Consider the following 23,109-nt stretch of genomic DNA (forward strand, 5'->3'; position numbering starts at 1 on the left):
CCTTCAGACCGGCTTCTTGCCGGTCGGCCGGCTCTTGTTTCCGGGCGACGGCTTGGTGGCCTTGGCGGCAGCCTTCGCCGGTTTGACCTTGGCCTCCGGCGCTTTGAAAGCAGACGCCGGCTCGGCCTTGTTCTTGGGGCCCTTGCGCTGTTTCGAGACGTCCTCGACCTGCGGCTCGGCCTTGTTGGCATTGGCGGCCGAATGCAGCGGCGCTGCAACGCTCGCCGCCTTTTCCGCCGCGGGCGCGACTTTTGTCGCCGATGGCGATTTCAGCGCCGGGCTGGTCTCCACCGCATCGGTCTTCGGCTTGCTGGCATTCGAGGGCGCAACCGGCGCCGGTGCGGCAGGAGCGGCTGGCGGGGCCGGTACCGCGGGTGCTGCGGCGACAGCCGCCGGCGCCGTTTCCTTGGTGGCCTTGGTTGCCGCCCTGGCTTCCCGGTCGCGGGTCGCCTTGAGGAGCGCCTTTTCACTCTTAAGGGTCGTCAGGCCACTGGCCGGCTCGGAGGTGATGCGGCCGTTTTGCGGTCCCGGTTTCACCGTAGCGCCCTTGCCGGCGTCATAAAGGTCGATGATCTCGGCAAGCCGCTCCGGCGTCAAATCCTCGTAGGTGTCCTTGAATATCATCACCATCGGTGCGTTGACGCAGGCTCCGAGGCACTCGACCTCCTCCCACGATAGCGTGCCCTTGTCGTTGGTGTGGAACTGGTCGTGATGGATCTTCGAGCGGCACACATCCATCAGCGCTTCCGAGCCGCGCAGCATGCAGGGCGTGGTGCCGCAGACCTGGATATGGGCGCGGCTGCCGACCGGATTGAGTTGGTATTGCGTATAGAAGGTGGCGACTTCCAGCCCTCTGATATAGGGCATGCCGAGCATGTCGGAGATCGCCTCGATCGCCGCCTTGGTCACCCAGCCTTCCTGCTCCTGCGCCAGCATCAGCAAGGGGATGATCGCGGATTGCTCGCGCCCCTTCGGATATTTCTTGATCCACTGCTTCGCCGCTGCCGCATTCGCCCGGTTGAAGGCGAAGGAGGCTGGCTGGAGGCTGGCTTCTGCGAGACGGCGGACTGACATTTAGCGATCGACCTCACCAAACACGATGTCGAGGGAGCCGAGAACGGCGGTGACGTCGGCCAGCATGTGGCCGCGGCACAAAAAGTCCATGGCTTGCAGATGCGCAAAGCCCGGCGCGCGCAGCTTGCAGCGGTAGGGCTTGTTGGTGCCGTCGGAGACGAGATAGACGCCGAACTCGCCCTTCGGAGCCTCGACCGCGGCATAGACCTCGCCGGCCGGCACGCGGTAGCCTTCGGTGTAGAGCTTGAAGTGATGGATCAGCGCTTCCATCGAGCGCTTCATCGCCGCGCGCTTCGGCGGCACCACCTTGCCGTCGAGGTTCGACACCGGCCCGCCGCCTTCCTTGCCGAGCAACAGGTCGACGCACTGGCGCATGATTTTCGCCGACTGCCGCATCTCTTCCATGCGCACCAGATAACGGTCGAAACAGTCGCCGTTCTTGCCGACCGGAATGTCGAAGTCCAGCTCGGCATAGCATTCGTAGGGTTGCGATTTGCGCAGGTCCCACGGCGCACCCGAGCCGCGCACCATGACGCCGGAAAACCCCCAGGCCCAGGCGTCCGCCAGGGAGACAGTGGCAATGTCGACATTGCGCTGCTTGAAAATACGGTTACCGGTCAAGAGCGCGTCGAGGTCGTCGATCGACTTCAGGAACGGGTCAATCCACTTGCCGATGTCCTCGATCAGCTTCTGCGGCAGGTCCTGATGCACGCCGCCCGGCCGGAAATAGGCTGCATGCATGCGCGAGCCGCTGGCACGCTCATAGAACACCATCAGCTTTTCGCGCTCGACGAAGCCCCACAGCGGCGGCGTCAGCGCGCCGACATCCATCGCCTGCGTCGTCACATTGAGGATGTGCGACATGATGCGGCCGATCTCAGAGTAGAGAACTCGAATAAGCTGCCCGCGCTTCGGCACCTCGATGCCGAGCAGCCGCTCGGCTGCAAGCGCAAAGGCATGCTCCTGGTTCATCGGCGCGCAATAGTCGAGCCGGTCGAGATAAGGCACCGCCTGCAGATAAGTCTTGTGCTCGATCAGCTTTTCCGTGCCGCGATGCAACAGTCCGATATGCGGATCGACGCGGTCGACGACCTCGCCGTCGAGCTCCAGCACGAGGCGCAAAACGCCGTGCGCAGCCGGATGCTGCGGGCCGAAATTGATGTTGAAGTTGCGGACGGAGGTTTCAGCCATTCACTGTTTTGCCTTCTCGTCCCCCGGCAGAACATAATCCGTGCCTTCCCATGGGGACAGAAAATCGAAATTGCGGAATTCCTGCTTGAGCTCCACCGGCTCGTAGATGACGCGCTTGGCTTCGTCGTCGTAGCGCACCTCGACGAAGCCGGTCAGCGGAAAGTCCTTGCGCAGCGGATGGCCTTCGAAGCCGTAGTCGGTCAGAATCCGCCGCAGATCGGGATGACCCGAAAACAGCACGCCATAGAGATCGTAGGTTTCGCGTTCGAACCAGTCGGCGCCGGGATATATGCCGGTGATTGACGGCACCAGCGTCTCTTCGTCGGCCTGGACCTTGATGCGGATGCGGATATTCTGCCTCGGCGACAGCAAATGATAGACGACGTCGAAGCGCTTTGCCCGCGACGGATAATCCGCGCCGCAGACATCGATGATCGAGATGAACTGGCATTTCGGGTCGTCGCGCAGGAAGGTCACTACCTCGATCAGGTCGCGCGGTTCGACCGAGATGGTGAGTTCGCCATAGGCAAACACCACCTCGCCGATCCGGCCGGTCAGCTTCTCGCCGAGATAGGTCGAGAGGTCATTCAACGCCTGGGTCATGCCGCTCACCGCTCGATCGTGCCGGTGCGGCGGATCTTCTTCTGCAGGAGAAGGATGCCGTAGAGCAGCGCTTCGGCGCTCGGCGGGCAGCCGGGCACGTAGATGTCGACCGGCACGATGCGGTCGCAGCCGCGCACCACCGAATAGGAATAATGATAATAGCCGCCGCCATTGGCGCAGGAGCCCATCGAGATGACGTAGCGCGGCTCCGGCATCTGATCGTAGACCTTGCGCAGCGCCGGCGCCATCTTGTTGGTCAGCGTGCCGGCAACGATCATGATGTCGGACTGACGCGGAGACGCGCGCGGCGCAACACCGAACCTTTCCGAGTCATAGCGCGGCATCGAGGTATGGATCATCTCGACCGCGCAGCAGGCGAGACCGAAGGTCATGAACATCAGCGAGCCGCTGCGCGCCCAGGTGATCAGCGCCTCGGTCGAGGTGACGAGAAAGCCCTTGTCGGCGAGCTCGTTGTTGATCTCCAGGAAGAACGGATCATCCTCCCCCACCGGCCTGCCGGTGTTGGGGTCGATGAGGCCCTTGGGCTTCGGCGCGACGAGCGTGCCGGAACTGTCGTTCAATCCCATTCCAGCGCTCCTTTTTTCCATTCATAGGCAAAGCCGATGGTCAGCACCGCCAAAAACACCATCATCGACCAAAAACCGAGCATGCCGATCTGGCTGAACGACACCGCCCAAGGAAACAGGAAGGCCACCTCCAGATCGAAGATGATGAACAGGATCGACACCAGGTAGAAGCGGATGTCGAACTTCATGCGCGCATCGTCGAACGAGTTGAAGCCGCATTCATAGGCCGAAAGCTTTTCCGGATCGGGGTTGCGGTAGGCCACCAGGAAGGGTGCGGCAAGCAGCGCCAGCCCGACCACCAGCGCCACGCCGATGAACAGGACGATGGGCAGGTACGAACCTAAAAGTGCGTTCATGCTGCAGTTTCCGTTGGCGGCCAATCCACTCTGATTACAGCACCGGACCCACTTGCGGAAGCGTGACAGTTTAACCACTGAACCGTTTTAAGGGGGCTCTATGCTGCAACGCGGCGAGGGTTAGCGCAGCGCTTTCGGCGAAGCAAGTCAAACCTTGTTCAAATCGCGGTACTGGGCGGCATATCCGGGAAAACTGGTCAGATCCGCTCCTGTTTGATTTCTTTCACTTTTCACTCCACTTTTCTCTCCTGACATGGATACCGACAAAACCCTGCTAGCATGGCGCGGAATCGCAGATTCTCTGCTCTGTCCGGCATCATCAGGATACCCGCATTGATGAAGGAAAAAATCTCGCTTCGCATGGCCCGCCGCATCGCGCTGGCGGCACAGGGATTCAATGACCCCCGACCCGCCGGTACACCCGACCGCCGACATCTGGCCCGCGTGCTTGCCCGTACCGGCCTGCTGCAGATCGATTCCGTCAGCGCCGTGGTGCGCGCCCACTACATGCCGCTCTATTCGCGGCTTGGCCCCTACAAGCCGGCGCTGCTCGACGACGCCGCCATAACGCGCAAGCGGATGGTCTTTGAATATTGGGCGCACGAAGCCTCCTTCCTGCCGGTCGAGACCTATCCGCTGATGCGCTGGCGCATGCAGCGGGCCGAGCGCGGCGAGGAAATGTACAGCGGACTGGCCAAATGGGGCCGCGAGCACGCCGCCTATATCGAGGAGATCTATCGCCAGGTCGTCGATCACGGCCCGATCGCCGCTTCAGCCCTCGAAGGCCAAAAGGGCAATGGTGGCTGGTGGGGCTGGAGCCATGCCAAGCACGCCTTCGAATGGCTGTTCTGGGCCGGCCGCATCACCACAGCGCATCGCCGCGGCTTCGAGCGGTTCTACGATCTGCCGGAGCGCGTACTGCCGCCGGCGGTACTCGCTCTGCCGGTTCCTTGCCCCGAGGATGCGCACCGCGAATTGCTGCGTATCTCCGCCCGCGCCCATGGCGTCGCCACGGCAGGCGACCTGCGCGACTATTTCCGCCTCTCGCCCGCCGATATCAAGGGCCGCATCGAGGAGCTGGTCGAGGCTGGCGAGCTGTTGCCGGTGAGCGTCGACGGCTGGAGCAAAACAGCCTATCTCCACAAGAACGCCCGTTTGCCGCGCCGGACCGAGGCGCGCGCCCTGCTTGCGCCGTTCGATCCCGTCGTCTTCGAGCGGTCGCGCACCGAGCGGCTGTTCGACTTCCACTACCGCATCGAGATCTACACGCCGGCCGAAAAGCGCCGGTATGGCTATTACGTGCTGCCGTTCCTGCTCGGCGACAGCATCGTCGGGCGGGTCGACCTCAGGGCCGACCGTCCGGCCGGCGTATTGCGCGTCCATGCCGCCTATGCGGAGCCCGGCGCCCCGCCACAAACCGCTGCCGAACTCTTCGAGGAATTGAAGCAGATGCAGGGCTGGCTCGGGCTTGAGCGCATCGAGGTGACAGCTGCCGGTGATCTTGGGCCGGCGCTGGCCGACATTGCCGCGTCGTAGACGTGCGTTGACACGACTGCCTCCACAAGCCTAAATCTGTTCCAGACGGTCCCCTGCCCGCAACGGCAGGGGCCAAGAGGGAATGCGGTGCGAAATCTCGATTTCAAATCCGCGGCTGTCCCCGCAACTGTAAGCGACGAGCCAAGGCCGAAAACCACTGGGATATTCCCGGGAAGGCGGCACCAAGGCGATGACCCGCGAGCCAGGAGACCTGCCGTCTAGGACATAAGAATCCGATCGCCTGGCGGGTTTTCCGGGCAAGGAGCCTGATTTGGAACGCGACAGCAGTTTTTCGGCTGAGACAGCGGATTTATTGTCCGGCCCTGACGATTCCCTGGCCGGCGTTACCGTCATCGTCTGCTCTTCCTGCCGTGACGAGACCGGTTCGGACGCTCATCCCCGCGCCGGCGAACTGCTCGCCGAGGACACGCGCCGCGCCGCTTCCGGCGAAAACATCAAAATCCGCACCGTCGAATGCCTCGGCAATTGCAAGCGCCGGCTCAGCGCCGCCATGCTGCGCGACGGCTGCTGGAGTTACGTCTTCGGCGACCTGACCACGACCAGCGGCGCCGATCTCGTGACCGGTGCAAAGCTGTTCGCCACCTCGACGGATGGGCTCATTCCGTGGCGCGGCCGTCCCGATTGTCTGAAGCGCGGTCTGGTTGCCCGCATCCCTCCCCTCGACCTTTTGAAGGACTTGATATGACCGCTGCCTCCCTTTCGCGCGTCCCCTGCACCGTCGTTACCGGATTTCTCGGCGCCGGCAAGACGACATTGATCCGCCATTTGCTCGAAAACGCCAAAGGCAAGCGGCTGGCCATCATCGTCAACGAGTTCGGCGACATCGGCATCGACGGCGAGATCCTGAAGGGCTGCGGCATCGACACCTGCCCCGAGGAAAACATCGTCGAGCTGGCCAATGGCTGCATCTGCTGCACTGTCGCCGACGATTTCGTCCCGGCGCTCGACCAAATCCTGTCGCTGATGCCGAGGGTCGACCATATCCTGATCGAGACATCCGGGCTGGCCCTGCCCAAGCCGCTGGTCCAGGCCTTCCAGTGGCCGTCGGTCAAGAGCCGGGTGACCGTCGACGGCGTCATCGCCGTCGTCGACGGACCGGCGCTGGCGGATGGCCGCGTCGCCAACGACATGGACGCCCTGCAGGCGCAGCGCGCGCAGGACGAGACGCTCGAACACGACGATCCGGTCGAGGAAGTATTCGAAGACCAGCTCGCTTGCGCCGACCTGATCATCCTGTCGAAGAGCGACCTGATGGACGCAGCCGGCTCGGCCCGTGCCAATGCCGTCATCGGCAAGCATGTTGCGCGGGCGGTGAAGATCGTGCCGACTTCGCAAGGCAAGGTCGATCCGTCGGTGCTGCTCGGCCTCGGCCTCGCCGTCGAGGACGACATCGAGAACCGCAAGACCCATCACGACGACGAGCTCGACCACGAGCATGACGATTTTGACTCGTTCGTCATCGACATCGCGTCCGTCTCCAACCCGGACGAGCTCGCACAACGCGTCGCCACGGCGGCGGCGGAAGAAAACGTGTTGCGCGTCAAGGGCTTCGTCGAGGTTGGCGGCAAGCCGATGCGGCTCCTGCTGCAGGCTGTCGGTCCCCGCGTCAACCATTATTACGATCGCGCCTGGACGGCTGACGACGACCGCCGTTCGCGCCTCGTCGTCATCGGTCTGAAAGGGCTGAACCGCCCGGCGATAGAGCGTATCCTCGCCGGCTGACCCCAGGTACGAGCCGCGATGCACATCCTCACCACCACATCCGCCTCGCTCGACGATCTCGCCGAGCCTGTCGATCTCAGGCAAACGCCTGCGGATGTCGTGGCCCTGTCCTTCACCGACAGCGACCTGGCCGGGCTGGCGGCGGCGTGGAAGGCGGATGCGGACCGCCTGCCCTCGATGCGGCTCGCCGCCTTGCGCGACCTGCGCCATCCGATGTCCGTCGACCTCTGGACCGAGAGCGTCGCCCGCCACGCCAAGGTCATTCTGGTCCGCATTCTCGGCGGCTACGAGTGGTGGCGCTATGGCTGCGACCAGCTCGCCGTTATCGCGCGAAATCGCGGTATCAAGCTGGCGCTCCTACCGGGCGAGAGCCACGACGAGGATTTGCGACTGATCGAAGGCTCGACGCTGCCGCGCGAGGAGTTGGACGCCCTGCTGGGCTATTTCCGCGAGGGCGGGCCGGCAAATATGACGGCGCTGGTGCAGAGGCTGGCAAGTCTCGCTGGATCGGGTGCGGCGATAGCCGAACCTGTTAGCGTGCCAAAGGCGGGATTTTACGAGCCGGGGCTGGGGGTCGTAGAACGCGGCGTCCCCCTCCCCCTCGAGGGGAGGGTCCGGCCGCAGGCCGGGGGTGGGGTCCTCTCCGAAGCGCGCCAACACTTTGAAGCGCGCCGACAGAAAAAAATGTCGAGCACTGCCGCAACGACCCCACCCGGCCCTTCGGGCCACCCTCCCCTCGAGGGGGAGGGAGAAGTCGTGCCGATCCTCTTCTACCGCTCGATGCTGCTCGCCGCCGACGTCGCGCCCATCGACGCGCTTTTCGAAGCGCTGAGCGCGCGCGGCATGGCTCCCGTGCCTATCTTCGTCTCCAGCCTCAAGGACCCGGCCTCACTCGCCTTTGTTGAAACCGCGCTTGCAACGCTGAAGCCTGCCGCCATCATCACCGCCACAGCTTTCGCCTCCGGGGCCGAGCCGGGCGTTGAAACCCTGTTCGACCGCGCCGGCGTGCCGGTGTTCCAGGTCATCGTCGCAACCACCCGCCGCGACATCTGGCAAACCAATCAGCGCGGCCTGGCGCCCGCCGACCTTGCCATGCATGTCGTCCTGCCCGAGCTCGACGGCCGCATCCTGGCCGGCGCCATTTCCTTCAAGGGCGAAAGCGAAACCGATCCCGCATTGGCCTTCCGCGCCTTCGCCAACCGGCCAGAGCCCGACCGCGTCGCGCAAGTGGCGAACCGTATCGAGGCATTCGTGCGCCTGCGGCGGACGCCGCGCGCGGAACGCAAGCTCGCCATCCTGATCCCCGACTATCCGAGCGCCCCCGGTCGCACCGGCTACGCCGTCGGCCTCGACGTGCCGTCCAGCGTGCTGGCAATGCTGCACGACCTGAGCGAACAGGGCTACGCCGTTGAAAGGATTCCGCAAACGCCAAGGGAGTTGTTGGATTTGCTGGAACGGGGCAATGGTGGGCTGAGACTGGACGATTATCTCGCTCTTTCTGCAGAGTTACCGACTGCGGCACTCGCTGCCGTGGAGGCGGCATGGGGTAAGGCGGAAGATGAGACAGGTTCGCGCGAGGCGCCCCCCTCTGTCCTGCCGGACATCTCCCCCTCAAGGGAGGAGATTGGCCGTTTCGCCGACGGCTCTACCTTAATACCGTCGGTAGTTGGCGAAAGCAGAAGTCACGGAGCAATCTCTCCCCTTGAGGGGGAGATGTCCGGCAGGACAGAGAGGGGTGTTCAAGCGCCTGCCGTCGCCAAATTCCCCTTCCGCACGGCCACGTTCGGCAACATCACCGTGGCGCTCGCCCCCGATCGCGGGCGCTCAGTCGACCGCCGCGCCGACTATCACGACCCGACATTGCCGCCTCGCCATGCGCTGGTCGCCTTTGGCCTCTGGCTGCGCCAGTCGCTCGGCATCCATGCAATTGTCCATGTCGGCGCCCACGGCACGCTGGAATGGCTGCCCGGCAAGACCGTTGCGCTCAGCGAAAACTGCTTTCCCGAAATCGTCGCCGGCGCCCTGCCCGTCATTTATCCGTTCATCGTCTCCAACCCCGGCGAGGCAGCCCAGGCCAAGCGGCGCGTTGCCGCCGTCACGCTTGGCCATCTGCCGCCGCCACTGACCGGCGCCGGGCTGGACGAAAACCAGCACAGGCTTGAACGACTGGTCGACGAATATGCCCAGGCCGACGGGCTCGACCGCCGCCGCCGCGACCGCCTGGCGAAGCTGATCGTCGAAACGGCGGAAAAGACCGGCCTCGCCTCAGAGGCTGGTGTCGCCGGGACCGACGCAGCCGACGAGGCTTTGCGCCGCATCGACGCCTGGCTCTGCGATCTCAAGGATTTCGCCATCAAGGACGGCCTGCACATTTACGGCCGCTCGCCGGAAGGCGAAGCTGATCCGGTACGGCGGCAAAGTGCGGCAGCTGAAAAAACCGCGCTGCTTGCCGCCCTCGACGGCCGCCACGTCGCTGCCGGTCCGGCCGGCGCGCCGGCGCGTGGCCGGAGCGATGTGCTGCCGACCGGGCGCAATTTGTTTACCGCCGACCCGCGCACCATGCCGACGCCGACATCGTTCGATCTCGGCAGGGCGGCCGCCGACGAGGTCTTGCGCAGCTACATGCAATCGCATGGCGACTGGCCGCGCTCGCTGGTCATCGACCTCTGGGGGTCGGCCTCGCTGCGCACCGGCGGCGAGGAGATCGCGCAAGGCCTGGCGCTGATGGGCTGCCGGCCGCAATGGGATTCAGCCACCGGCCGCATCACCGGCATCGAGGTGCTGCCGCCGGCAACGCTCGGCCGCCCGCGCGTCGATGTCACCTGGCGCATATCGGGCCTGTTCCGCGACATGTTCCCGACCCAGATCGCGCTGATCGATGCCGCCGCCAACGCCGTCGCCGCCCGCGACGAGGACGATTCGGAAAACCCGCTGGCGGCCAGCACCCGCGCGGATGGAAAGATCAGCCCGCGCATTTTCGGCACCTCGCCGGGCACTTACGGCGCCGGCGTCGAGGACTTGTTGTCGAGCGGCGACTGGGCTGCGCGCGAAGAGATCGGCCGCACTTACCTCGACGCCACTTCGCATGCCTATGGCGGCGCCGAGGGCGAAGGCATTTCGGCGCCCGGCGCGTTCGAGGGCCGCATCGCTGAGGCCGACCTTCTGGTTCATACCGGCGACGACCCCGGCCGCGACATCCTCGAAGGCTCGGCCGACGTCGCCTTTATCGGCGGCTTTTCGGCAGCGCTTGCCGCGCTCGGCAGCAGCGCCGACGTCATCGTCCTCGACATCACGGACCCGCAAAGGCCCAAGCCGCGCTCGGTTGGTGAGGCCGTATCCCGGGTAGTTCGCGCCCGCGCGGTGAACCCGCGCTTCATCGCCGGCCAGATGCGGCACGGGCCGCGCGGCGCCTCGGAATTCGCCGAGACGGTCGACCGGCTGGTCGGCTTTGCCGAGACTACCCATGCCATATCAGGCACGCTGATCGACGCCGTGCACGATGCCTATCTTGGCGACCCCGTGGTGCGCGCCTTCATCCTGCGCGAGAACCCGGCGGCGGCGAAGGTGATTGCCGAGCGTTTGCTGTCAGCACGGCGGCGCGGGCTCTGGCATCCGCTGCGCAACTCGATCGATGACGATCTCGCCGCACTGATTGCCGAAGCGCAAGCTCTGGGAGTGGCGGCATGAACGCTTTCTCGCGCCGTGGCGCCTGCCCTGCCTTGTCCGCGCCGATGCAAACCGGCGACGGGCTACTGGTGCGGCTCAATCCGGTCGCTGGAGGACTGTTGCCGAAGTCGTTGATCGGACTCTGCGAATCCGCCTTGCGCCATGGCAACGGCATCATGGAAGTGACCGCCCGCGGCGGCCTGCAGATACGCGGCCTGACGCCGGCAAGCGCGCCGCTACTGGCGATGGAGGTCGATGCGCTCGGCATCGCCGTGCGCACCGGCGTGCCGGTCGAGACCGGCCCGCTGGCCGGGCTCGACCCGGAGGAGATAGCCGACCCGCGCCCGATGGCGGAGCGGATTCGGGTGGCGATTGAAGAGGCTGGTCTGACGGCAAGGCGCGGTCCGAAGGTTTCAGTCGTCATCGACGGCGGCGGGCAACTGACGATGGATGCGGTGACGGCCGACATACGACTGGCTGCGATCAGAACCGACGCGGGCGTCCGCTGGCTGATAGCCGTTGCTGGCGACGGGCAGAATGCCAAGCCTCTCGCCATGGCCGAGGAGGAAGCAGCCCGTGATATCGCCGTCGCGATTCTAAGGATGGTCGCCGAAAAAGGCCGCGACGCTCACGCAAGGGATTTGACGGAACGGCAGCGCAGATCTCTCGCAAGCTGGCATTCCTTCGCGCCCCCCTCTGTCCTGCCGGACATCTCCCCCTTTAGGGGGGAGATCGGCAGTTCCGCCGACGGCCGTACTTCTGCTGCCTTGGTATTTGGCGCGACTTCGGCGATTAGCGGAGGCGGAGACCAAGGCGCAATCTCCCCCCTAGAGGGGGAGATGTCCGGCAGGACAGAGGGGGGCGCCGCCGAGCGCCTTCGCCCGCCCATTGGTATCTTCAACCTGAGCAACGGCCGTGCCCTCGGCATCGGCCTGCCCTTCGGCAGCATGCCCGCGCAAAAACTCATCGGCCTCACGCAAGAAGCCATCGCCCTGGGCGTCACCGAAATCCGCCTCGCTCCAAGCCGCGCGCTGCTTTTCATCGGCCTTTCGCCAACCGCCTACCACTCGCTTCAGCAGACAGCCGCCGCCCTCGGCTTCGTCACAGACCCCGCCGACCCGCGCACCCGGATCGCCGCCTGCCCCGGCGCACCCGCCTGTGCCTCCGGCCGCATCTCCACCCGCGACATCGCCGAGATCATCGCTACAGAAAGCCGCGACATCCTCGATTCTTCGCTGACGCTGCACATCTCCGGCTGCGCCAAGGGCTGCGCCCATCCCGGTCCAGCGGAGCTGACCCTGGTCGGTGGCGAAAACGGAGCCGGACTTGTCGTGGACGGGACGGCAAAGGCATTGCCCGCCGGATACAGGCCGGGCTACGACGCCGCGCACGGCATCGGCCGCGTTGCAGCGGCGATCCGCAGCGCACGACATCCCGGCGAAACCGTTGCCGCCTGCCTCGCGAGGCTCGGCACGGCGGGCGTCGTCAAAGCTTACCGACAGGAATGAACATGACCGCCTACGACTACATCCATGACGGCACGGCGATCTATGAGCGCTCCTTCGCCATCATCCGCGCCGAGGCCGACCTGTCGCGCTTGTCCGAAGCCGAGGCCGACGTCGCTATCCGCATGATCCATGCATGCGGCCAGGTCGAGGCCGCGCGGCACTTCGTTTTCTCGACCGATTTCGTCGCCGCCGCACGCACAGCGCTGGGCGCCGGCGCGCCGATCTTCTGCGACGCGCAGATGGTCTCGCACGGCGTCACGCGCGCCCGGCTGCCTGCCGGCAACGAGGTAATCTGCACGCTCCGCGATCCGCGGACCGCCGACATCGCGAAAAAGATCGGCAACACCCGCTCGGCCGCGGCGATCGACCTGTGGGGCGAGCGCATAGCCGGTTCGGTCGTCGCCATCGGAAATGCGCCAACCGCCCTGTTTTATCTGCTGGAAAAGCTGCGCGACGGCGCGCCGAAGCCGGCGGCGATTATCGGCATGCCGGTCGGGTTTGTCGGTGCCGCCGAATCGAAGGATGCGCTGGCCGAAAATTCCTACGGCGTGCCTTACGCCGTCGTGCGCGGCCGGCTGGGCGGCAGCGCCATGACCGCCGCCGCCCTCAATGCATTGGCGAGGCCGGGCCTATGAACGTGATCGCAAAAGGTCGACTGGTCGGCGTCGGCACCGGTCCCGGCGACCCCGACCTGCTGACGCTGAAGGCGGTGCGTGCGCTGGCCGAGGCCGATGTCGTTGCGCATTTCGCCAAGCGCGGCAACAACAGCAATGCGCGCGCCATCGTCGGCGCGCATTTTCGCCCCGATTTGATTGAGCTGCCGCTGCTCTATCCGGTGACGACCGAGATCGACAAGGATCACAGCGATTACCGCTCGCAGATCACCGATTTCTATGAGCAATCGGCCGAAAAGGTCGCCGCGCACCTCAGCGCCGGCAGGATGGTCGCGGTGCTTTCGGAAGGCGATCCGCTTTTCTACGGCTCCTACATGCATCTTCATGTCCGGCTGGCGCACCGTTTTCCGACCGAAGTCATCCCGGGCGTCACCGCCATGTCCGGCTGCTGGTCGGCGACCGGCCTGCCGATCGTCCAGGGCGACGACGTGTTGACGGTGCTGCCGGGCACGATGAGCGAATTCGAGCTGACGCGTCGCCTCGCCGACACCGACGCCGCGGTGATCATGAAGGTCGGCCGCAACCTGCCCAAGATCAGGCGCGCGCTGGAGGCAACCGACAAGCTGGCGCGGGCCATCTATGTCGAGCGCGGCACCATGCCGGGCGGCGTCTCGATGCGGCTGGCCGACAAAAAGGACGACCAGGCGCCCTATTTCGCCATCGTGCTGGTGGCCGGCTGGTCGGGCCGGCCAAGTGCATTGAAAGCAGAAGCATGAGCGGCCGCCTCACCGTCATCGGCCTCGGGCCCGGCAACGCCGACCAGGTGACGCCGGAGGCAAGCCGCGCCGTTGCCGAGGCAAAATTCTTCTATGGCTATAAGCCTTATCTCGACCGGCTCGATCTGCGCCCCGACCAGACCCGCGTCGCTTCCGACAATCGCGAGGAACTCGCGCGCGCCAGGGACGCGCTGCTGAAGGCTGCGGAAGGCCACGATGTCGCCGTCGTGTCGGGCGGCGATCCCGGCGTCTTCGCCATGGCGGCGGCCGTCTGCGAGGCGATCGAGGCGGGCCCACCCGAATGGCGCACGGTCGACATCGCTATCGTGCCCGGCATCACCGCCATGCTCGCCGTCGCCGCCCGCATCGGCGCGCCGCTCGGCCATGATTTCTGTGCCATCTCGTTGTCCGACAATCTGAAGCCGTGGGATCTGATCGAGCTGCGCCTGCTTGCCGCGGCGGGCGCCGGCTTCGTGATCGCGCTCTACAATCCGATCAGCAAGGCACGTCCCTGGCAGCTTGGCCGCGCCTTCGAGTGCCTGACGGCGATCCTGCCCGGCACCACGCCGGTGATCTTCGGCCGTGCCGCCGGCCGTCCCGACGAGCGCATCGAGGTTTTTCTGCTGGCCGACGCCGATGCCGCGAAGGCCGACATGGCGACCTGCATCATCATCGGCTCGCCGGAAACCAGGATCATCAAGCGGCGTGACAAGGTCGCGCTGGTCTACACGCCGCGTTCGGCAGCGGGCCCAAGAACATGACCGACCAGAAAATGATCGACCATAGCGGCAAGCGATTCGATGGTTCCCGCCGACGTAACGTCCGGCAACGCCGGCCTGCGGATCATGATCACCTCGACGCCGAGTGCCCGCGCCGCCGCGATCTTGCCGTAGGTCGCCTCGCCGCCGCTGTTTTTGGAAACAACGACTTCGATGCCACGGCTTTCGAGCAGCGTGCGCTCATCGACCTCATGAAACGGCCCGCGCGCCAAGAGATAGGCCGCGTCGGGCACAGCGAGCCTGGGCTCGACCGGGTCGACACTGCGAATGAGATAATGATGCCGGGGAGCTGCCTCGAAGGCAGCGACCTCCTGTCGCCCGAGCGCCAGGAACACACGGCGCGGCACCGATCCCAAAGCCGTCACCGCGCTGGCAACGGTGTCGACCAACGTCCAGCGATCACCTTCGACCGCCTCCCATCCGGGACGCCTGAGCGCAACGGTAGGCACGCCGGTCATGCGCGCTGCTTCCGCCGCATTGGCGGAGATTCGCGCCGCATAGGGATGCGTGGCGTCAATCAGCAGGTCGATCTTGTTCTGGCGGAGATACGCCGCCAGCCCGCCGGCACCGCCGAAGCCGCCGACCCGCACCGGCACCCCCTGCGCGGCCGGGTTTTCGGTGCGACCGGCCAGCGACAGCATGACCGAAATATCCGCGCGCGCGGCAAGCTTGCCGGCCAGTTGCCGTGCTTCGGTGGTTCCGCCGAGGATCAGAATGCGGTGGGTCATCATGCCTGCTGAAGCTCCGCGCGGCGCCAAGCTCGCCTCAAAGTGGCTCACGATCATCGGCATCGGCGAGGACGGTGTAGCGGGTCTCGGCGACGAGGCCAAGCGGTTGATCGCTGAGGCCGAGTTCGTCTTCGGCGGCAAGCGCCACCTCGCCCTTGTCGCATCACTGGTCAAAGGTGAAGCGCGCGCCTGGCCGACGCCTTTCGATGCCGAGATGCGCGACGTGCTGGCGCTCTCCGGCAGACGCGTCTGCGTGCTGGCCTCCGGCGATCCCTTCTACCACGGTGTAGGCGTCATCCTCGCCCGCAAGGTCGCGGCAGAGGATATGCGGGTGATCCCCGCGCCCTCGGCCTTTTCGCTGGCCGCCTCACGCCTGGGCTGGGCGCTGCAGGACGTCGAGACGGTCTCGCTGCATGGCCGCTCGCTCGACCTGATCCGGCCGTTGCTGCATGATTGCACCCGCATTCTCGCGCTGACTTCGGACCGCGATGCACCGGAAGCGATTGCCCGTCTCCTGACCGAGCTCGGCTTCGGCGCGTCGCGGCTGACGGTGCTGGAGGCGCTGGGTGGGCCGAACGAAAGGTTGCGCTCGGCGAGCGCCGGCACCTTCGACCTCGCAAAGATCAATCCGCTCAACGTGCTCGCGATCGAAGTTGAATCGACTCCGCAAGCACCCATCCTGCCGCTGACAGCGGGACGTGCCGATCTTTTGTTCGAGCATGACGGCCAGATCACCAAGCGTGAAGTGCGCGCCGTCACCCTGTCCGCTCTCGCGCCAAGGCGCGGCGAACTGCTGTGGGACATCGGCGCCGGATCGGGCTCCATCGGCATCGAATGGATGCTGGCCCATCCTTCCATGCGTGCCATCGCCGTTGAGGCCGATCCGTCCCGCGCCGCCCGCATCCGACGCAACGCCGCGGCCTGCGGCGTTCCCGGTCTCGCCGTCGTTGAAGATTCGGCACCGCAAGCTCTTGCCGGGCTGGAAACGCCGGCAGCGATCTTCATCGGCGGCGGCGGCAGCGATGCCGGCGTGCTGGAAACAGCCATCGATGCCTTACCTGCCGGCGGCCGCCTAGTCGCCAACGCAGTGACCCTGGAGATGGAGGTACTGCTGCTTTCCCGTCACGCTGCGCTCGGAGGCGAGCTTACCCGGATCGCTATATCCCGTGCTTCGCCGGTTGGTTCGATGCAGGCCTGGCGGCCGGCTATGCCGGTCACGCAATGGAGTTGGGCCAAGCCATGATGGTCGCGGGCATCGGCAGCCGCAAAGGTGTCAGCGCACGCGACGTGCTTGCTGCGGTAGAAACCGCGCTGGAGGCGCACGGGCTTGCCCTGCCCGCGCTTTCAGCCCTCGCGACCGCGTCTCTCAAGCAGGATGAAGCGGCAATCTTCGCCGCCGGACGTGAACTCCGCCTCCCGGTGATCGTTGTCGAGCAGGACGAACTCAAAGCTGCATCTACGACCAGCCACTCCGACCTATCACAGGAGCATGCCGGCACGCCGTCTGTTTCCGAAGCCTCGGCGCTTGCCGCCGCCGGCAAAGGCGCAAAGCTGCTCGGACCGCGCACGGTGCTCGGTGCTGTCACCTGCGCCATCGCCATCAGCGGAGATGCGGCATGACCGTTCACTTCATCGGTGCCGGCCCGGGTGCTGCCGATCTCATCACCTTGCGCGGCAGCCGCCTGCTCGGCAGTTGTCCCGTCTGCCTCTATGCCGGATCGATCGTGGCGCCGGAGCTGTTGCAGCACTGCGCGCCCGGAACGAGGTTGATCGACACCGCGCCGATGTCACTCGACGAGATCGAGGCCGAATATGTGGCCGCCCACGCGGCCGGCCATGATGTCGCCCGCCTGCATTCCGGTGATTTGTCGGTCTGGAGCGCAGTTGCCGAGCAGATCCGCCGGCTGGAGAAGCATGGTATCCCTTATACGCTGACGCCGGGCGTGCCGTCCTTCGCCGCTGCGGCGGCAGCGCTGCGCCGCGAGCTGACCATTCCAGAAGTCGCGCAAAGCCTGGTGCTGACCCGCATCTCCGGCCGCGCCTCGAAAATGCCGCCCGGCGAAACGCTGGCCGGCTTCGGCCGCACCGGCGCCACGCTGGCCATCCACCTTGCCATCCACGCCATCGACCGCGTCGTCGCCGAGCTGACGCCGCATTACGGCGCCGACTGCCCGGTCGCGGTCGTCTTCCGTGCCTCCTGGCCGGACGAGCGCGTGCTGACCGGCACGCTGGCCACCATCGAGGCGCAATTGGCCGCCGATCCGATGGAGCGCACGGCAATCATCTTCGTCGGCCGCTCGCTGGCGGCGGAAGGCTTTGGCGAAAGTTCACTGTATGACGCGCACTACCAGCGGCGCTTTCGCGGACGGGGCGGGTTGTGAGCGGCAGCAATAGAAACACTACGGTCGAGCAGGCGCTCACCCGGCTGGACTTCAAGCCGCGCCAGCTGGAGCCCGGTCATGTCTGGCTGGCCGGTGCCGGCCCTGGCGATCCCGGCTGCCTGACGCTGGAAGTGCTGGCCGCCCTCGGACAGTGCGACGCGCTGGTTTATGACGCGCTGGTCTCGCCCGCGGTCGTCGCCGTCGCCGAGGGCGCGGAACTGTTCTATGCCGGCAAGCGCGGTGGCAAACCATCGATGAAGCAGGACGACATTACCGCTCTGCTGGTTCGGCTGGCGCGCGCGGGCCGGCGCGTCGTCAGGCTGAAGGGGGGCGACCCCTATATTTTCGGGCGTGGCGGCGAAGAGGCGCTTGCGCTGGCCGGGAAAACCATCCCGTTCCGCATCCTGCCTGGCCTGACGTCCGGCCTCAGCGCGCTGGCCGCCACCGGCATTCCCGGCACCATGCGCGGCATCAACAAGGCGCTGATCCTGGCGACCGGTCACGCCGCCGGCACCGATGACGACCTCGACTGGGCGGCCATCGCCCGTACCGGCCAGCCGGTGGTCATCTATATGGGCATGGCCAATCTGCCACTGATCGCCGCCTCGCTGCTCGAGGGCGGGCTGGCGCCTTCGACGCCCACCGCGGTGATTGTCGCTGCGACGACACCGCAGGAACGGATCGTCGTCGCCACGCTCGCCACCATTGCGGAAGAGGCAGCAGCCGCCGGTCTGACCTCGCCGGCGCTGATCGTCGTCGGCGGTATTGTCGCTATGCGTGCGGCACTGGCGGGCGAGCCATGACCCGCGCCATCATCATCGGCGCGCCGCGCTCGGGCTCGGGCAAGACCAGCGTCACCATCGGCATTCTGCGCGCGCTCGCCCGGCGCGGCCTGAAGGTGCGCGGCGCCAAGTCCGGCCCGGACTATATCGATCCCGGCTTCCACACCGCCGCCACAGGCTTGTCCGGCGTCAACCTCGACAGCTGGGCAATGCCGCCCGCCCTGCTTAACGCACTGGCCGGCGAAGCGACCGAAGATGCCGATTTTATCTTCCTCGAAAGCGCCATGGGCCTGTTCGACGGAATTCCGGCTGCTCCGGGCCGCACCGGCTCGGCCGCCGACCTTGCCCGACTTTATGGCTTGCCGGTGCTGCTGGTGCTCGACGTTTCCGGCCAGTCGACCACGGCGGCGGCCGTTGCCAAGGGCTTTGCTACTTATGACCCCGATGTGCGCATGGCCGGTGTCGTGCTCAACCGATTGGGCAGTGAACGCCACCGCCGACTGTGCGGCGATGCCATCGAAGCGCTCGGCCTGCCTGTCGTCGGCGCTATCCTGCGCGATCCCTCGCTCAACCTGCCCGAGCGTCATCTCGGCCTCGTTCAGGCCGGCGAATATGAGAATCTGATGGCGCATCTCGACCGGCTGGCCGATATGGTCGAGCGCTCGCTCGACCTCGACGCCATCATGGCTCTGGCGGCGCCATTCACGCCCGCGCCGGGCAATTTCGGCGACGCGCTGCCGCCCCCCGGCCAGCGCATTGCACTCGCCGAGGACGCTGCCTTTACCTTCCTCTATCCGCACGTTGCCGCGCATTGGCGCAAGGCCGGCCCCGAGATCGTCCCATTCTCGCCGCTCGCCGATGAAGCGCCCGGCGACAATTGCGATGTCTGCTGGCTGCCCGGCGGCTATCCCGAGCTCCACGCCGGCCGCCTCGCCGCCGCTGCGAATTTCAGGGCGGGCATGGCGAGGTTCGCCGCCACGCGGCCGGTGCATGGCGAGTGCGGCGGCTTCATGGTGCTCGGCGAGGCGCTCGAGGACGCATCGGGCGAGACGCATCGGATGCTTGGCCTGCTCGGCCATTCGACCAGCTTCGCCAAGCGCAAGATGAATCTCGGCTACCGCGAGGCGCGGCTGCGGTCCGGCTGTCCGCTCGGCAGCCAAGGCACGCTGATCCGCGGCCATGAGTTCCACTACGCGCAGATGGTTGCGACCGGCAATGACGAGCCGCTGGCCGATCTCGCCGACGGGCAAGGCAACCCGCTCGGCGCCTCCGGCTACCGGCGCGGCAATGTCAGCGGCACGTTCTTCCATGCCATTGCGAGGGGCGGATGAAGGCCTCGCAACAGCAAATTCTCGATGATATCGCGCTTTGCCTCGTCTTCTTTACCCGGCTGCCGCTGCCGCGAGCCGACTTCCGTGGCCGAAGCCTTGCCGCTGCGATCTGGGCTGCACCGGTCGCCGGTCTCGCCGCCGCTATGGCCGGTGCGCTGGCCTACGCGGTCGGCACGAGGCTGGGCCTAGCCGGAGGTCCTGCTGCAGCGTTCGCCCTTGCCGCGATCTTGCTTGTCACCGGCTGCCTGCATGAGGACGCGCTGTCGGATGTTGCTGATGGTTTTGGCGGCGGCAAGACCCGCGACAGGAAACTGGAGATCATGCGTGACAGCCGCATCGGTGCCTACGGCGCCTGCGCGCTCGGCATCTCGCTGCTGATCCGCTGGAGCGTGCTCTCTGGATTCGCCGGCCCAGCCCACGTGTTCTTGGCTTTGATTGCCGCGCATGCCGCCTCGCGCGGCCTGCTCGGCGCCTTCATGCACCTGCTGCAGCCGGCCCGCAGCGACGGCCTTTCGGCCGAAGCGGGCACCGTCTCGGCTAAAACAGCTGGCATCGGTGCCGTACTCGGTGCGGTCGCGCTGTTGGCGCTTGGGTTCGGCGCTGCCGTTTTCGCGATCATCCTGCTCGGTCTGTTATTCGCCGCCTTCCGCGCGCTTTGCCTCAATCAGATCGGCGGCCAGACCGGCGACACCGTCGGCGCCCTTCAGCAGCTGGGCGAGATCGCAATCCTGCTCGTCGCTTCCATTTCCCTTTCCTGACTCTGTTTCGGAGATTTTGCCCCCATGCCTTTCAAATCGCTCGATGAACTGCGCGCCGCCTGCCTCGGCCTGCCCATTGGCAGCGACGCCGCGGCCAATGCCGTCGCCCGCCGCCAGGACACGCTGACCAAGCCGCAAGGCAGCCTTGGCCGGCTGGAGACAATAGTCGCCTGGCTGGCGCGCTGGCAGGGCCGCGACATGCCAAAGCTCGACCGTGTCAAGGTCTTCGTCTTCGCCGGCAATCACGGCGTCACCGCGCAAGGCGTGTCGGCCTTCCCGTCGGAGGTCACCGTGCAGATGGTGGCGAATTTCGCCGGCGGCGGCGCCGCCATCAACCAGCTTGCCCGCATCGCCGGCGCGGAGCTGGACGTCATCCCGCTTGATCTGGATCATCCGACCGGCGATTTCACGCAAGACGTGTCGATGGACGACGAGGCCTTCCTCGCCGCTGTCTCGGCCGGCTACGACGCGGTCAGCAAGGACCTCGACCTCGTCTGCTTCGGCGAAATGGGCATCGGCAACACCACGCCGGCGGCGGCCATCTCAACCGCGCTGTTCGGCGGCGGCGCCGAACGATGGACCGGGCGCGGCACTGGCGTCGACGATGCCGGCCTCGTGCGCAAGATCGTCGCCATCGAGGCCGGCCTGAAGCGCCACGCCCCGGCGCTGGCCGATCCGCTGAAGCTCGCGGCGGCCCTCGGCGGCCGCGAGCTTGCGGCGATCTTGGGCGCAACGCTGGCTGCGCGTCATCTCGGCGTGCCGGTATTGCTCGACGGCTTCGTCTGCACCGCCGCAGCGGCACCCTTGGCAGCGCTGCACCCTGCTGGCCTCGCCCACACCCTGGCAGCCCATGTCTCGGCCGAATCCGGCCACCGTCGTCTATTGGAGGCGCTCGGCCTGCCGCCCTTGCTCGACCTCGGCATGAGGCTCGGCGAAGGCTCCGGCGCCTGCCTCGCCGTCAACATCGTCCGCTCGGCACTCGAATGCCATGCCAGGATGGCAAGTTTTGCGGAGGCTGGTGTTTCGGAGAAGTGATCCAGTTCAACATCGGCCTATGAGCTTGATCCACTAAGGCAGCAGCTTCCGTTCGCAATGATTCTCAGATAAATCTGGTGGGATGAAAAAATTTCACCCCGCCTACTCTGCTGCGTTTCTCATTGTCGGTAGCGGTGCGCTAATTTCGCGCGGCAGATACTCCAGCTACGGTCCGATCGACACCGCGATTCTCGTCCTTTTCTTGATCTTCTTCTGGTGGCTTATCAGCGACTTTTCAGGGGGAAAAGCCGATGTTGATGCTGACAGACGTCAGAGTGCTGACAATGGCATCGCTTTTCGGTTCGGCAAGTTTCTGAGCCGCGTTTTCGGGCGCGGCAATCGCAGCGTTTGATCCAGTCGGCTGCGAGCGCCGCGAGCTAAGAGCACGCCTCGCCAAAGACTATCGGACTCCAAAAGCAGCCCAAAGTCGATGAAACGAGCGCGGTGAATGAAACCGGCTCGTTCTAAGGTCTTTCCACCAAATCCTGGAGATTTTTGGTGGGTGCGCACAGGATTGAACTGTGGACCCGCTGATTAAGAGTCAGCTGCTCTACCAACTGAGCTACGCACCCACTCGGCCGGTAAAAACCGGCGTTGGCGGGCATATAGCCGCCGCCATCCGCCATGTCCAGCCCCGTGGGATTCATTTCCCGACAAATCGCCGAAGTGCCGAGGTCGTCAAACAAAAAGCCTGCCTTCAGCCACCTTCACCGCATGGCCACCGATGCGGGCGGCGGCCAGTTTGCCGCCGTCGACATTCAGTTCGAGGCGAATGCGCGAAGGCCGGCCCATCTCCAGCCCCTGCTCGATCCACAGTTGTGAAACGCCGTCTGTCGGGCCGTCGAAATGCATGATCGCGCCGGCGAACGCGGCCGCCGCTGATCCGGTCGCCGGGTCTTCGTAGGACGGATTGCCGGGCACCATCATGCGGACATGGAAGGCACTGTCATGGTGCACCGTCTCGCGGCAATAGACATAAGGGCTGGCGAAGGCCCATTCGCTCTTGCGTGGTGCGAGCTCCGACCACGCCTGGTTGTCCAGCCTAATCCGAGCGGCCGCCTCCAGATTGGCGACGGGGATGGTCACGTAGGGCACGCCCGCCGACCAGAACGAAACGCGGTGGTTCTCGAAGCCGATCTCGTGCGGCCCAAGGCCAAGGGCCGCGCCGATCGCCTCGGGATCGGCCGACAATTCCAGCTGGGCCGGCAGTTTCGCCAGGTCGAACTCGGCAAAGGTCGAACCATCGTGCTTGCTGACAGCGCAGCGCACCGGGCCGATATTCTCCTCGAGCACGAAGATACCGGCGGCCTCTCCCGCCATTTCGGCGAGCGCTATCGCCGAGCCGACGGTCGGGTGGCCGGCGAACGGCATTTCATAGTCGGGCGTGAAGATACGGATGCGGGCCCGGTGCTTCGGGTTGTCAGCCGGCAGCACGAAGACGGTTTCCGACAGGTTGAACTCGCGCGCCACCGCCTGCATCGCCGCAAGGTCCAGCCCGTCACAGTCGAGCACCACGGCCAGCGGATTGCCGGCCAGCCGGTTGGTGGTGAATACGTCGTAAAGCAAGTAATTCCGCGGCTGCATCTCAGTAAGTCCTCTGCCTCATTCCTAACATGAGCGAAATTTAATTTGAATTTTGAACCATAAGGCCTGATTTGTGC

23 protein-coding genes, 1 tRNA gene and 1 riboswitch are annotated in these 23,109 nt (G+C 65.7%); of the genes, 16 read left to right on the forward strand and 8 right to left on the reverse strand.

What is annotated here, in order from left to right; all coding sequences use genetic code 11:
- Positions 1 to 3: 3 nt before the first annotated feature.
- From nuoE to NKH17_RS08065, 5 genes are read right to left on the reverse strand one after another with little or no spacing between them, the layout of a single operon-like run.
- Positions 4 to 1,074 carry an NADH-quinone oxidoreductase subunit NuoE gene (gene nuoE / locus NKH17_RS08045; RefSeq protein ID WP_352897144.1) on the reverse strand — a complete coding sequence of 357 codons (1,071 nt, stop codon included), beginning with the start codon at positions 1,072 to 1,074 and terminating at the stop codon, positions 4 to 6.
- Entirely contained in the window at positions 1,075 to 2,265 is a 1,191-nt protein-coding gene (locus NKH17_RS08050; protein ID WP_254818103.1) for an NADH-quinone oxidoreductase subunit D, read from the reverse strand. It abuts the gene before it with no gap.
- A complete protein-coding gene (locus NKH17_RS08055) occupies positions 2,266 to 2,868 on the reverse strand; it encodes an NADH-quinone oxidoreductase subunit C (RefSeq protein WP_254818102.1) in 603 nt (200 codons plus the stop codon).
- Positions 2,869 to 2,873: 5 nt separating this feature from the next.
- Entirely contained in the window at positions 2,874 to 3,455 is a 582-nt protein-coding gene (locus tag NKH17_RS08060) for a NuoB/complex I 20 kDa subunit family protein (protein WP_023720749.1), read from the reverse strand.
- Positions 3,446 to 3,811, reverse strand: coding sequence for an NADH-quinone oxidoreductase subunit A (locus tag NKH17_RS08065; RefSeq protein ID WP_023720750.1), 366 nt, complete (start codon positions 3,809 to 3,811; stop codon positions 3,446 to 3,448). Before NKH17_RS08065 ends, NKH17_RS08060 begins: the two co-directional genes overlap by 10 nt.
- A 336-nt stretch (positions 3,812 to 4,147) precedes the next feature.
- Here NKH17_RS08065 and NKH17_RS08070 point away from each other — a divergent pair, with 336 nt between their 5' ends.
- The 8 genes from NKH17_RS08070 (at position 4,148) to NKH17_RS08105 (ending at position 14,415) form a co-directional block, all read left to right on the forward strand.
- Positions 4,148 to 5,347, forward strand: a complete 1,200-nt coding sequence (locus NKH17_RS08070) for a winged helix-turn-helix domain-containing protein (RefSeq protein WP_352897141.1) — start codon at positions 4,148 to 4,150, stop codon at positions 5,345 to 5,347.
- A gap of 29 nt (positions 5,348 to 5,376) precedes the next feature.
- A riboswitch (cobalamin riboswitch) is annotated at positions 5,377 to 5,580 on the forward strand.
- Positions 5,581 to 5,618: 38 nt separating this feature from the next.
- Complete coding sequence (locus tag NKH17_RS08075; protein WP_352477548.1) at positions 5,619 to 6,053, forward strand: DUF1636 family protein; 435 nt, start codon at positions 5,619 to 5,621, stop codon at positions 6,051 to 6,053.
- Positions 6,050 to 7,090, forward strand: coding sequence for a cobalamin biosynthesis protein CobW (gene cobW, locus NKH17_RS08080; RefSeq protein ID WP_352477547.1), 1,041 nt, complete (start codon positions 6,050 to 6,052; stop codon positions 7,088 to 7,090). Before NKH17_RS08075 ends, cobW begins: the two co-directional genes overlap by 4 nt.
- Before the next feature lie 18 nt (positions 7,091 to 7,108).
- On the forward strand, positions 7,109 to 10,777 hold the full coding sequence (cobN, locus tag NKH17_RS08085) for a cobaltochelatase subunit CobN (RefSeq protein WP_352970537.1): 3,669 nt from the start codon (positions 7,109 to 7,111) through the stop codon (positions 10,775 to 10,777).
- Positions 10,774 to 12,264, forward strand: a complete 1,491-nt coding sequence (gene cobG, locus NKH17_RS08090) for a precorrin-3B synthase (RefSeq protein WP_502895571.1) — start codon at positions 10,774 to 10,776, stop codon at positions 12,262 to 12,264. The genes cobN and cobG overlap by 4 nt, the downstream gene beginning before the upstream one ends.
- Positions 12,265 to 12,266: 2 nt before the next feature.
- Positions 12,267 to 12,899 (forward strand): precorrin-8X methylmutase, encoded by a 633-nt coding sequence (locus NKH17_RS08095; protein WP_352477543.1) that lies wholly within the window; start codon positions 12,267 to 12,269, stop codon positions 12,897 to 12,899.
- Positions 12,896 to 13,654 (forward strand): precorrin-2 C(20)-methyltransferase, encoded by a 759-nt coding sequence (locus tag NKH17_RS08100; RefSeq protein ID WP_352477542.1) that lies wholly within the window; start codon positions 12,896 to 12,898, stop codon positions 13,652 to 13,654. Before NKH17_RS08095 ends, NKH17_RS08100 begins: the two co-directional genes overlap by 4 nt.
- The gene (locus NKH17_RS08105; protein WP_352477541.1) at positions 13,651 to 14,415 is read left to right on the forward strand and encodes a precorrin-3B C(17)-methyltransferase; all 765 of its coding nucleotides are present in this window, start codon (positions 13,651 to 13,653) and stop codon (positions 14,413 to 14,415) included. The genes NKH17_RS08100 and NKH17_RS08105 overlap by 4 nt, the downstream gene beginning before the upstream one ends.
- On the opposite strand, the gene NKH17_RS08110 is transcribed toward NKH17_RS08105, so the two are convergent.
- Positions 14,379 to 15,161: a cobalt-precorrin-6A reductase gene (locus tag NKH17_RS08110; RefSeq protein ID WP_352477734.1), complete on the reverse strand. Its 783-nt coding sequence runs from the start codon at positions 15,159 to 15,161 to the stop codon at positions 14,379 to 14,381. The two genes, NKH17_RS08105 and NKH17_RS08110, sit on opposite strands and share 37 nt — an antisense overlap.
- Position 15,162: 1 nt before the next feature.
- On the opposite strand from NKH17_RS08110, the gene cbiE reads away from it, so the two are divergent.
- The 8 genes from cbiE to NKH17_RS08150 all read left to right on the forward strand — a co-directional run bounded on the left by cbiE (position 15,163) and on the right by NKH17_RS08150 (position 21,800).
- Complete coding sequence (cbiE, locus tag NKH17_RS08115) at positions 15,163 to 16,404, forward strand: precorrin-6y C5,15-methyltransferase (decarboxylating) subunit CbiE (protein WP_352477540.1); 1,242 nt, start codon at positions 15,163 to 15,165, stop codon at positions 16,402 to 16,404.
- On the forward strand, positions 16,401 to 16,781 hold the full coding sequence (locus tag NKH17_RS08120) for a cobalamin biosynthesis protein (protein ID WP_254818091.1): 381 nt from the start codon (positions 16,401 to 16,403) through the stop codon (positions 16,779 to 16,781). Before cbiE ends, NKH17_RS08120 begins: the two co-directional genes overlap by 4 nt.
- Complete coding sequence (gene cobM, locus NKH17_RS08125; protein WP_352477539.1) at positions 16,778 to 17,542, forward strand: precorrin-4 C(11)-methyltransferase; 765 nt, start codon at positions 16,778 to 16,780, stop codon at positions 17,540 to 17,542. Before NKH17_RS08120 ends, cobM begins: the two co-directional genes overlap by 4 nt.
- Positions 17,539 to 18,345 carry a uroporphyrinogen-III C-methyltransferase gene (cobA, locus tag NKH17_RS08130; RefSeq protein ID WP_352477538.1) on the forward strand — a complete coding sequence of 269 codons (807 nt, stop codon included), beginning with the start codon at positions 17,539 to 17,541 and terminating at the stop codon, positions 18,343 to 18,345. Before cobM ends, cobA begins: the two co-directional genes overlap by 4 nt.
- Positions 18,342 to 19,655 carry a cobyrinic acid a,c-diamide synthase CobB gene (locus NKH17_RS08135; protein ID WP_352477537.1) on the forward strand — a complete coding sequence of 438 codons (1,314 nt, stop codon included), beginning with the start codon at positions 18,342 to 18,344 and terminating at the stop codon, positions 19,653 to 19,655. The genes cobA and NKH17_RS08135 overlap by 4 nt, the downstream gene beginning before the upstream one ends.
- Positions 19,652 to 20,413, forward strand: coding sequence for an adenosylcobinamide-GDP ribazoletransferase (locus NKH17_RS08140; protein WP_352477536.1), 762 nt, complete (start codon positions 19,652 to 19,654; stop codon positions 20,411 to 20,413). The genes NKH17_RS08135 and NKH17_RS08140 overlap by 4 nt, the downstream gene beginning before the upstream one ends.
- 24 nt (positions 20,414 to 20,437) lie before the next feature.
- Complete coding sequence (gene cobT / locus NKH17_RS08145) at positions 20,438 to 21,448, forward strand: nicotinate-nucleotide--dimethylbenzimidazole phosphoribosyltransferase (protein WP_352477534.1); 1,011 nt, start codon at positions 20,438 to 20,440, stop codon at positions 21,446 to 21,448.
- Positions 21,449 to 21,530: 82 nt separating this feature from the next.
- Positions 21,531 to 21,800 carry a hypothetical protein gene (locus NKH17_RS08150; protein ID WP_352477533.1) on the forward strand — a complete coding sequence of 90 codons (270 nt, stop codon included), beginning with the start codon at positions 21,531 to 21,533 and terminating at the stop codon, positions 21,798 to 21,800.
- A 144-nt stretch (positions 21,801 to 21,944) separates the two neighbouring features.
- Here NKH17_RS08150 and NKH17_RS08155 read toward each other — a convergent pair.
- Both NKH17_RS08155 and NKH17_RS08160 read right to left on the reverse strand, forming a co-directional pair.
- Positions 21,945 to 22,020: transfer RNA gene (locus NKH17_RS08155), tRNA-Lys, on the reverse strand.
- Positions 22,021 to 22,126: 106 nt separating this feature from the next.
- Positions 22,127 to 23,032, reverse strand: a complete 906-nt coding sequence (locus tag NKH17_RS08160; RefSeq protein WP_352477532.1) for a PhzF family phenazine biosynthesis protein — start codon at positions 23,030 to 23,032, stop codon at positions 22,127 to 22,129.
- Between the last annotated feature and the right edge of the window lie 77 nt (positions 23,033 to 23,109).

Origin of the sequence: Mesorhizobium sp. M1334 (assembly GCF_040317995.1) — a bacterium.
In the GTDB taxonomy this organism is placed as follows: Bacteria; Pseudomonadota; Alphaproteobacteria; order Rhizobiales; family Rhizobiaceae; genus Mesorhizobium.

Coding starts and splice junctions, on each gene's coding strand:
- cobW (WP_352477547.1), top strand. CDS start 6,050: ATGACCGCTGCCTCCCTTTCGCGCGTCCCCTGCACCGTCGTTACCGGA.
- NKH17_RS08110 (WP_352477734.1), bottom strand. CDS start 15,161: ATGACCCACCGCATTCTGATCCTCGGCGGAACCACCGAAGCACGGCAA.
- cobG (WP_502895571.1), top strand. CDS start 10,774: ATGAACGCTTTCTCGCGCCGTGGCGCCTGCCCTGCCTTGTCCGCGCCG.
- cobN (WP_352970537.1), top strand. CDS start 7,109: ATGCACATCCTCACCACCACATCCGCCTCGCTCGACGATCTCGCCGAG.
- NKH17_RS08060 (WP_023720749.1), bottom strand. CDS start 3,455: ATGGGATTGAACGACAGTTCCGGCACGCTCGTCGCGCCGAAGCCCAAG.
- cobT (WP_352477534.1), top strand. CDS start 20,438: ATGCCTTTCAAATCGCTCGATGAACTGCGCGCCGCCTGCCTCGGCCTG.
- NKH17_RS08055 (WP_254818102.1), bottom strand. CDS start 2,868: ATGACCCAGGCGTTGAATGACCTCTCGACCTATCTCGGCGAGAAGCTG.
- NKH17_RS08120 (WP_254818091.1), top strand. CDS start 16,401: ATGATGGTCGCGGGCATCGGCAGCCGCAAAGGTGTCAGCGCACGCGAC.
- cobM (WP_352477539.1), top strand. CDS start 16,778: ATGACCGTTCACTTCATCGGTGCCGGCCCGGGTGCTGCCGATCTCATC.
- NKH17_RS08070 (WP_352897141.1), top strand. CDS start 4,148: ATGAAGGAAAAAATCTCGCTTCGCATGGCCCGCCGCATCGCGCTGGCG.
- NKH17_RS08135 (WP_352477537.1), top strand. CDS start 18,342: ATGACCCGCGCCATCATCATCGGCGCGCCGCGCTCGGGCTCGGGCAAG.
- cbiE (WP_352477540.1), top strand. CDS start 15,163: ATGCCTGCTGAAGCTCCGCGCGGCGCCAAGCTCGCCTCAAAGTGGCTC.
- NKH17_RS08050 (WP_254818103.1), bottom strand. CDS start 2,265: ATGGCTGAAACCTCCGTCCGCAACTTCAACATCAATTTCGGCCCGCAG.
- NKH17_RS08140 (WP_352477536.1), top strand. CDS start 19,652: ATGAAGGCCTCGCAACAGCAAATTCTCGATGATATCGCGCTTTGCCTC.
- NKH17_RS08160 (WP_352477532.1), bottom strand. CDS start 23,032: ATGCAGCCGCGGAATTACTTGCTTTACGACGTATTCACCACCAACCGG.
- NKH17_RS08105 (WP_352477541.1), top strand. CDS start 13,651: ATGAGCGGCCGCCTCACCGTCATCGGCCTCGGGCCCGGCAACGCCGAC.
- NKH17_RS08150 (WP_352477533.1), top strand. CDS start 21,531: ATGAAAAAATTTCACCCCGCCTACTCTGCTGCGTTTCTCATTGTCGGT.
- NKH17_RS08065 (WP_023720750.1), bottom strand. CDS start 3,811: ATGAACGCACTTTTAGGTTCGTACCTGCCCATCGTCCTGTTCATCGGC.
- nuoE (WP_352897144.1), bottom strand. CDS start 1,074: ATGTCAGTCCGCCGTCTCGCAGAAGCCAGCCTCCAGCCAGCCTCCTTC.
- NKH17_RS08095 (WP_352477543.1), top strand. CDS start 12,267: ATGACCGCCTACGACTACATCCATGACGGCACGGCGATCTATGAGCGC.
- NKH17_RS08100 (WP_352477542.1), top strand. CDS start 12,896: ATGAACGTGATCGCAAAAGGTCGACTGGTCGGCGTCGGCACCGGTCCC.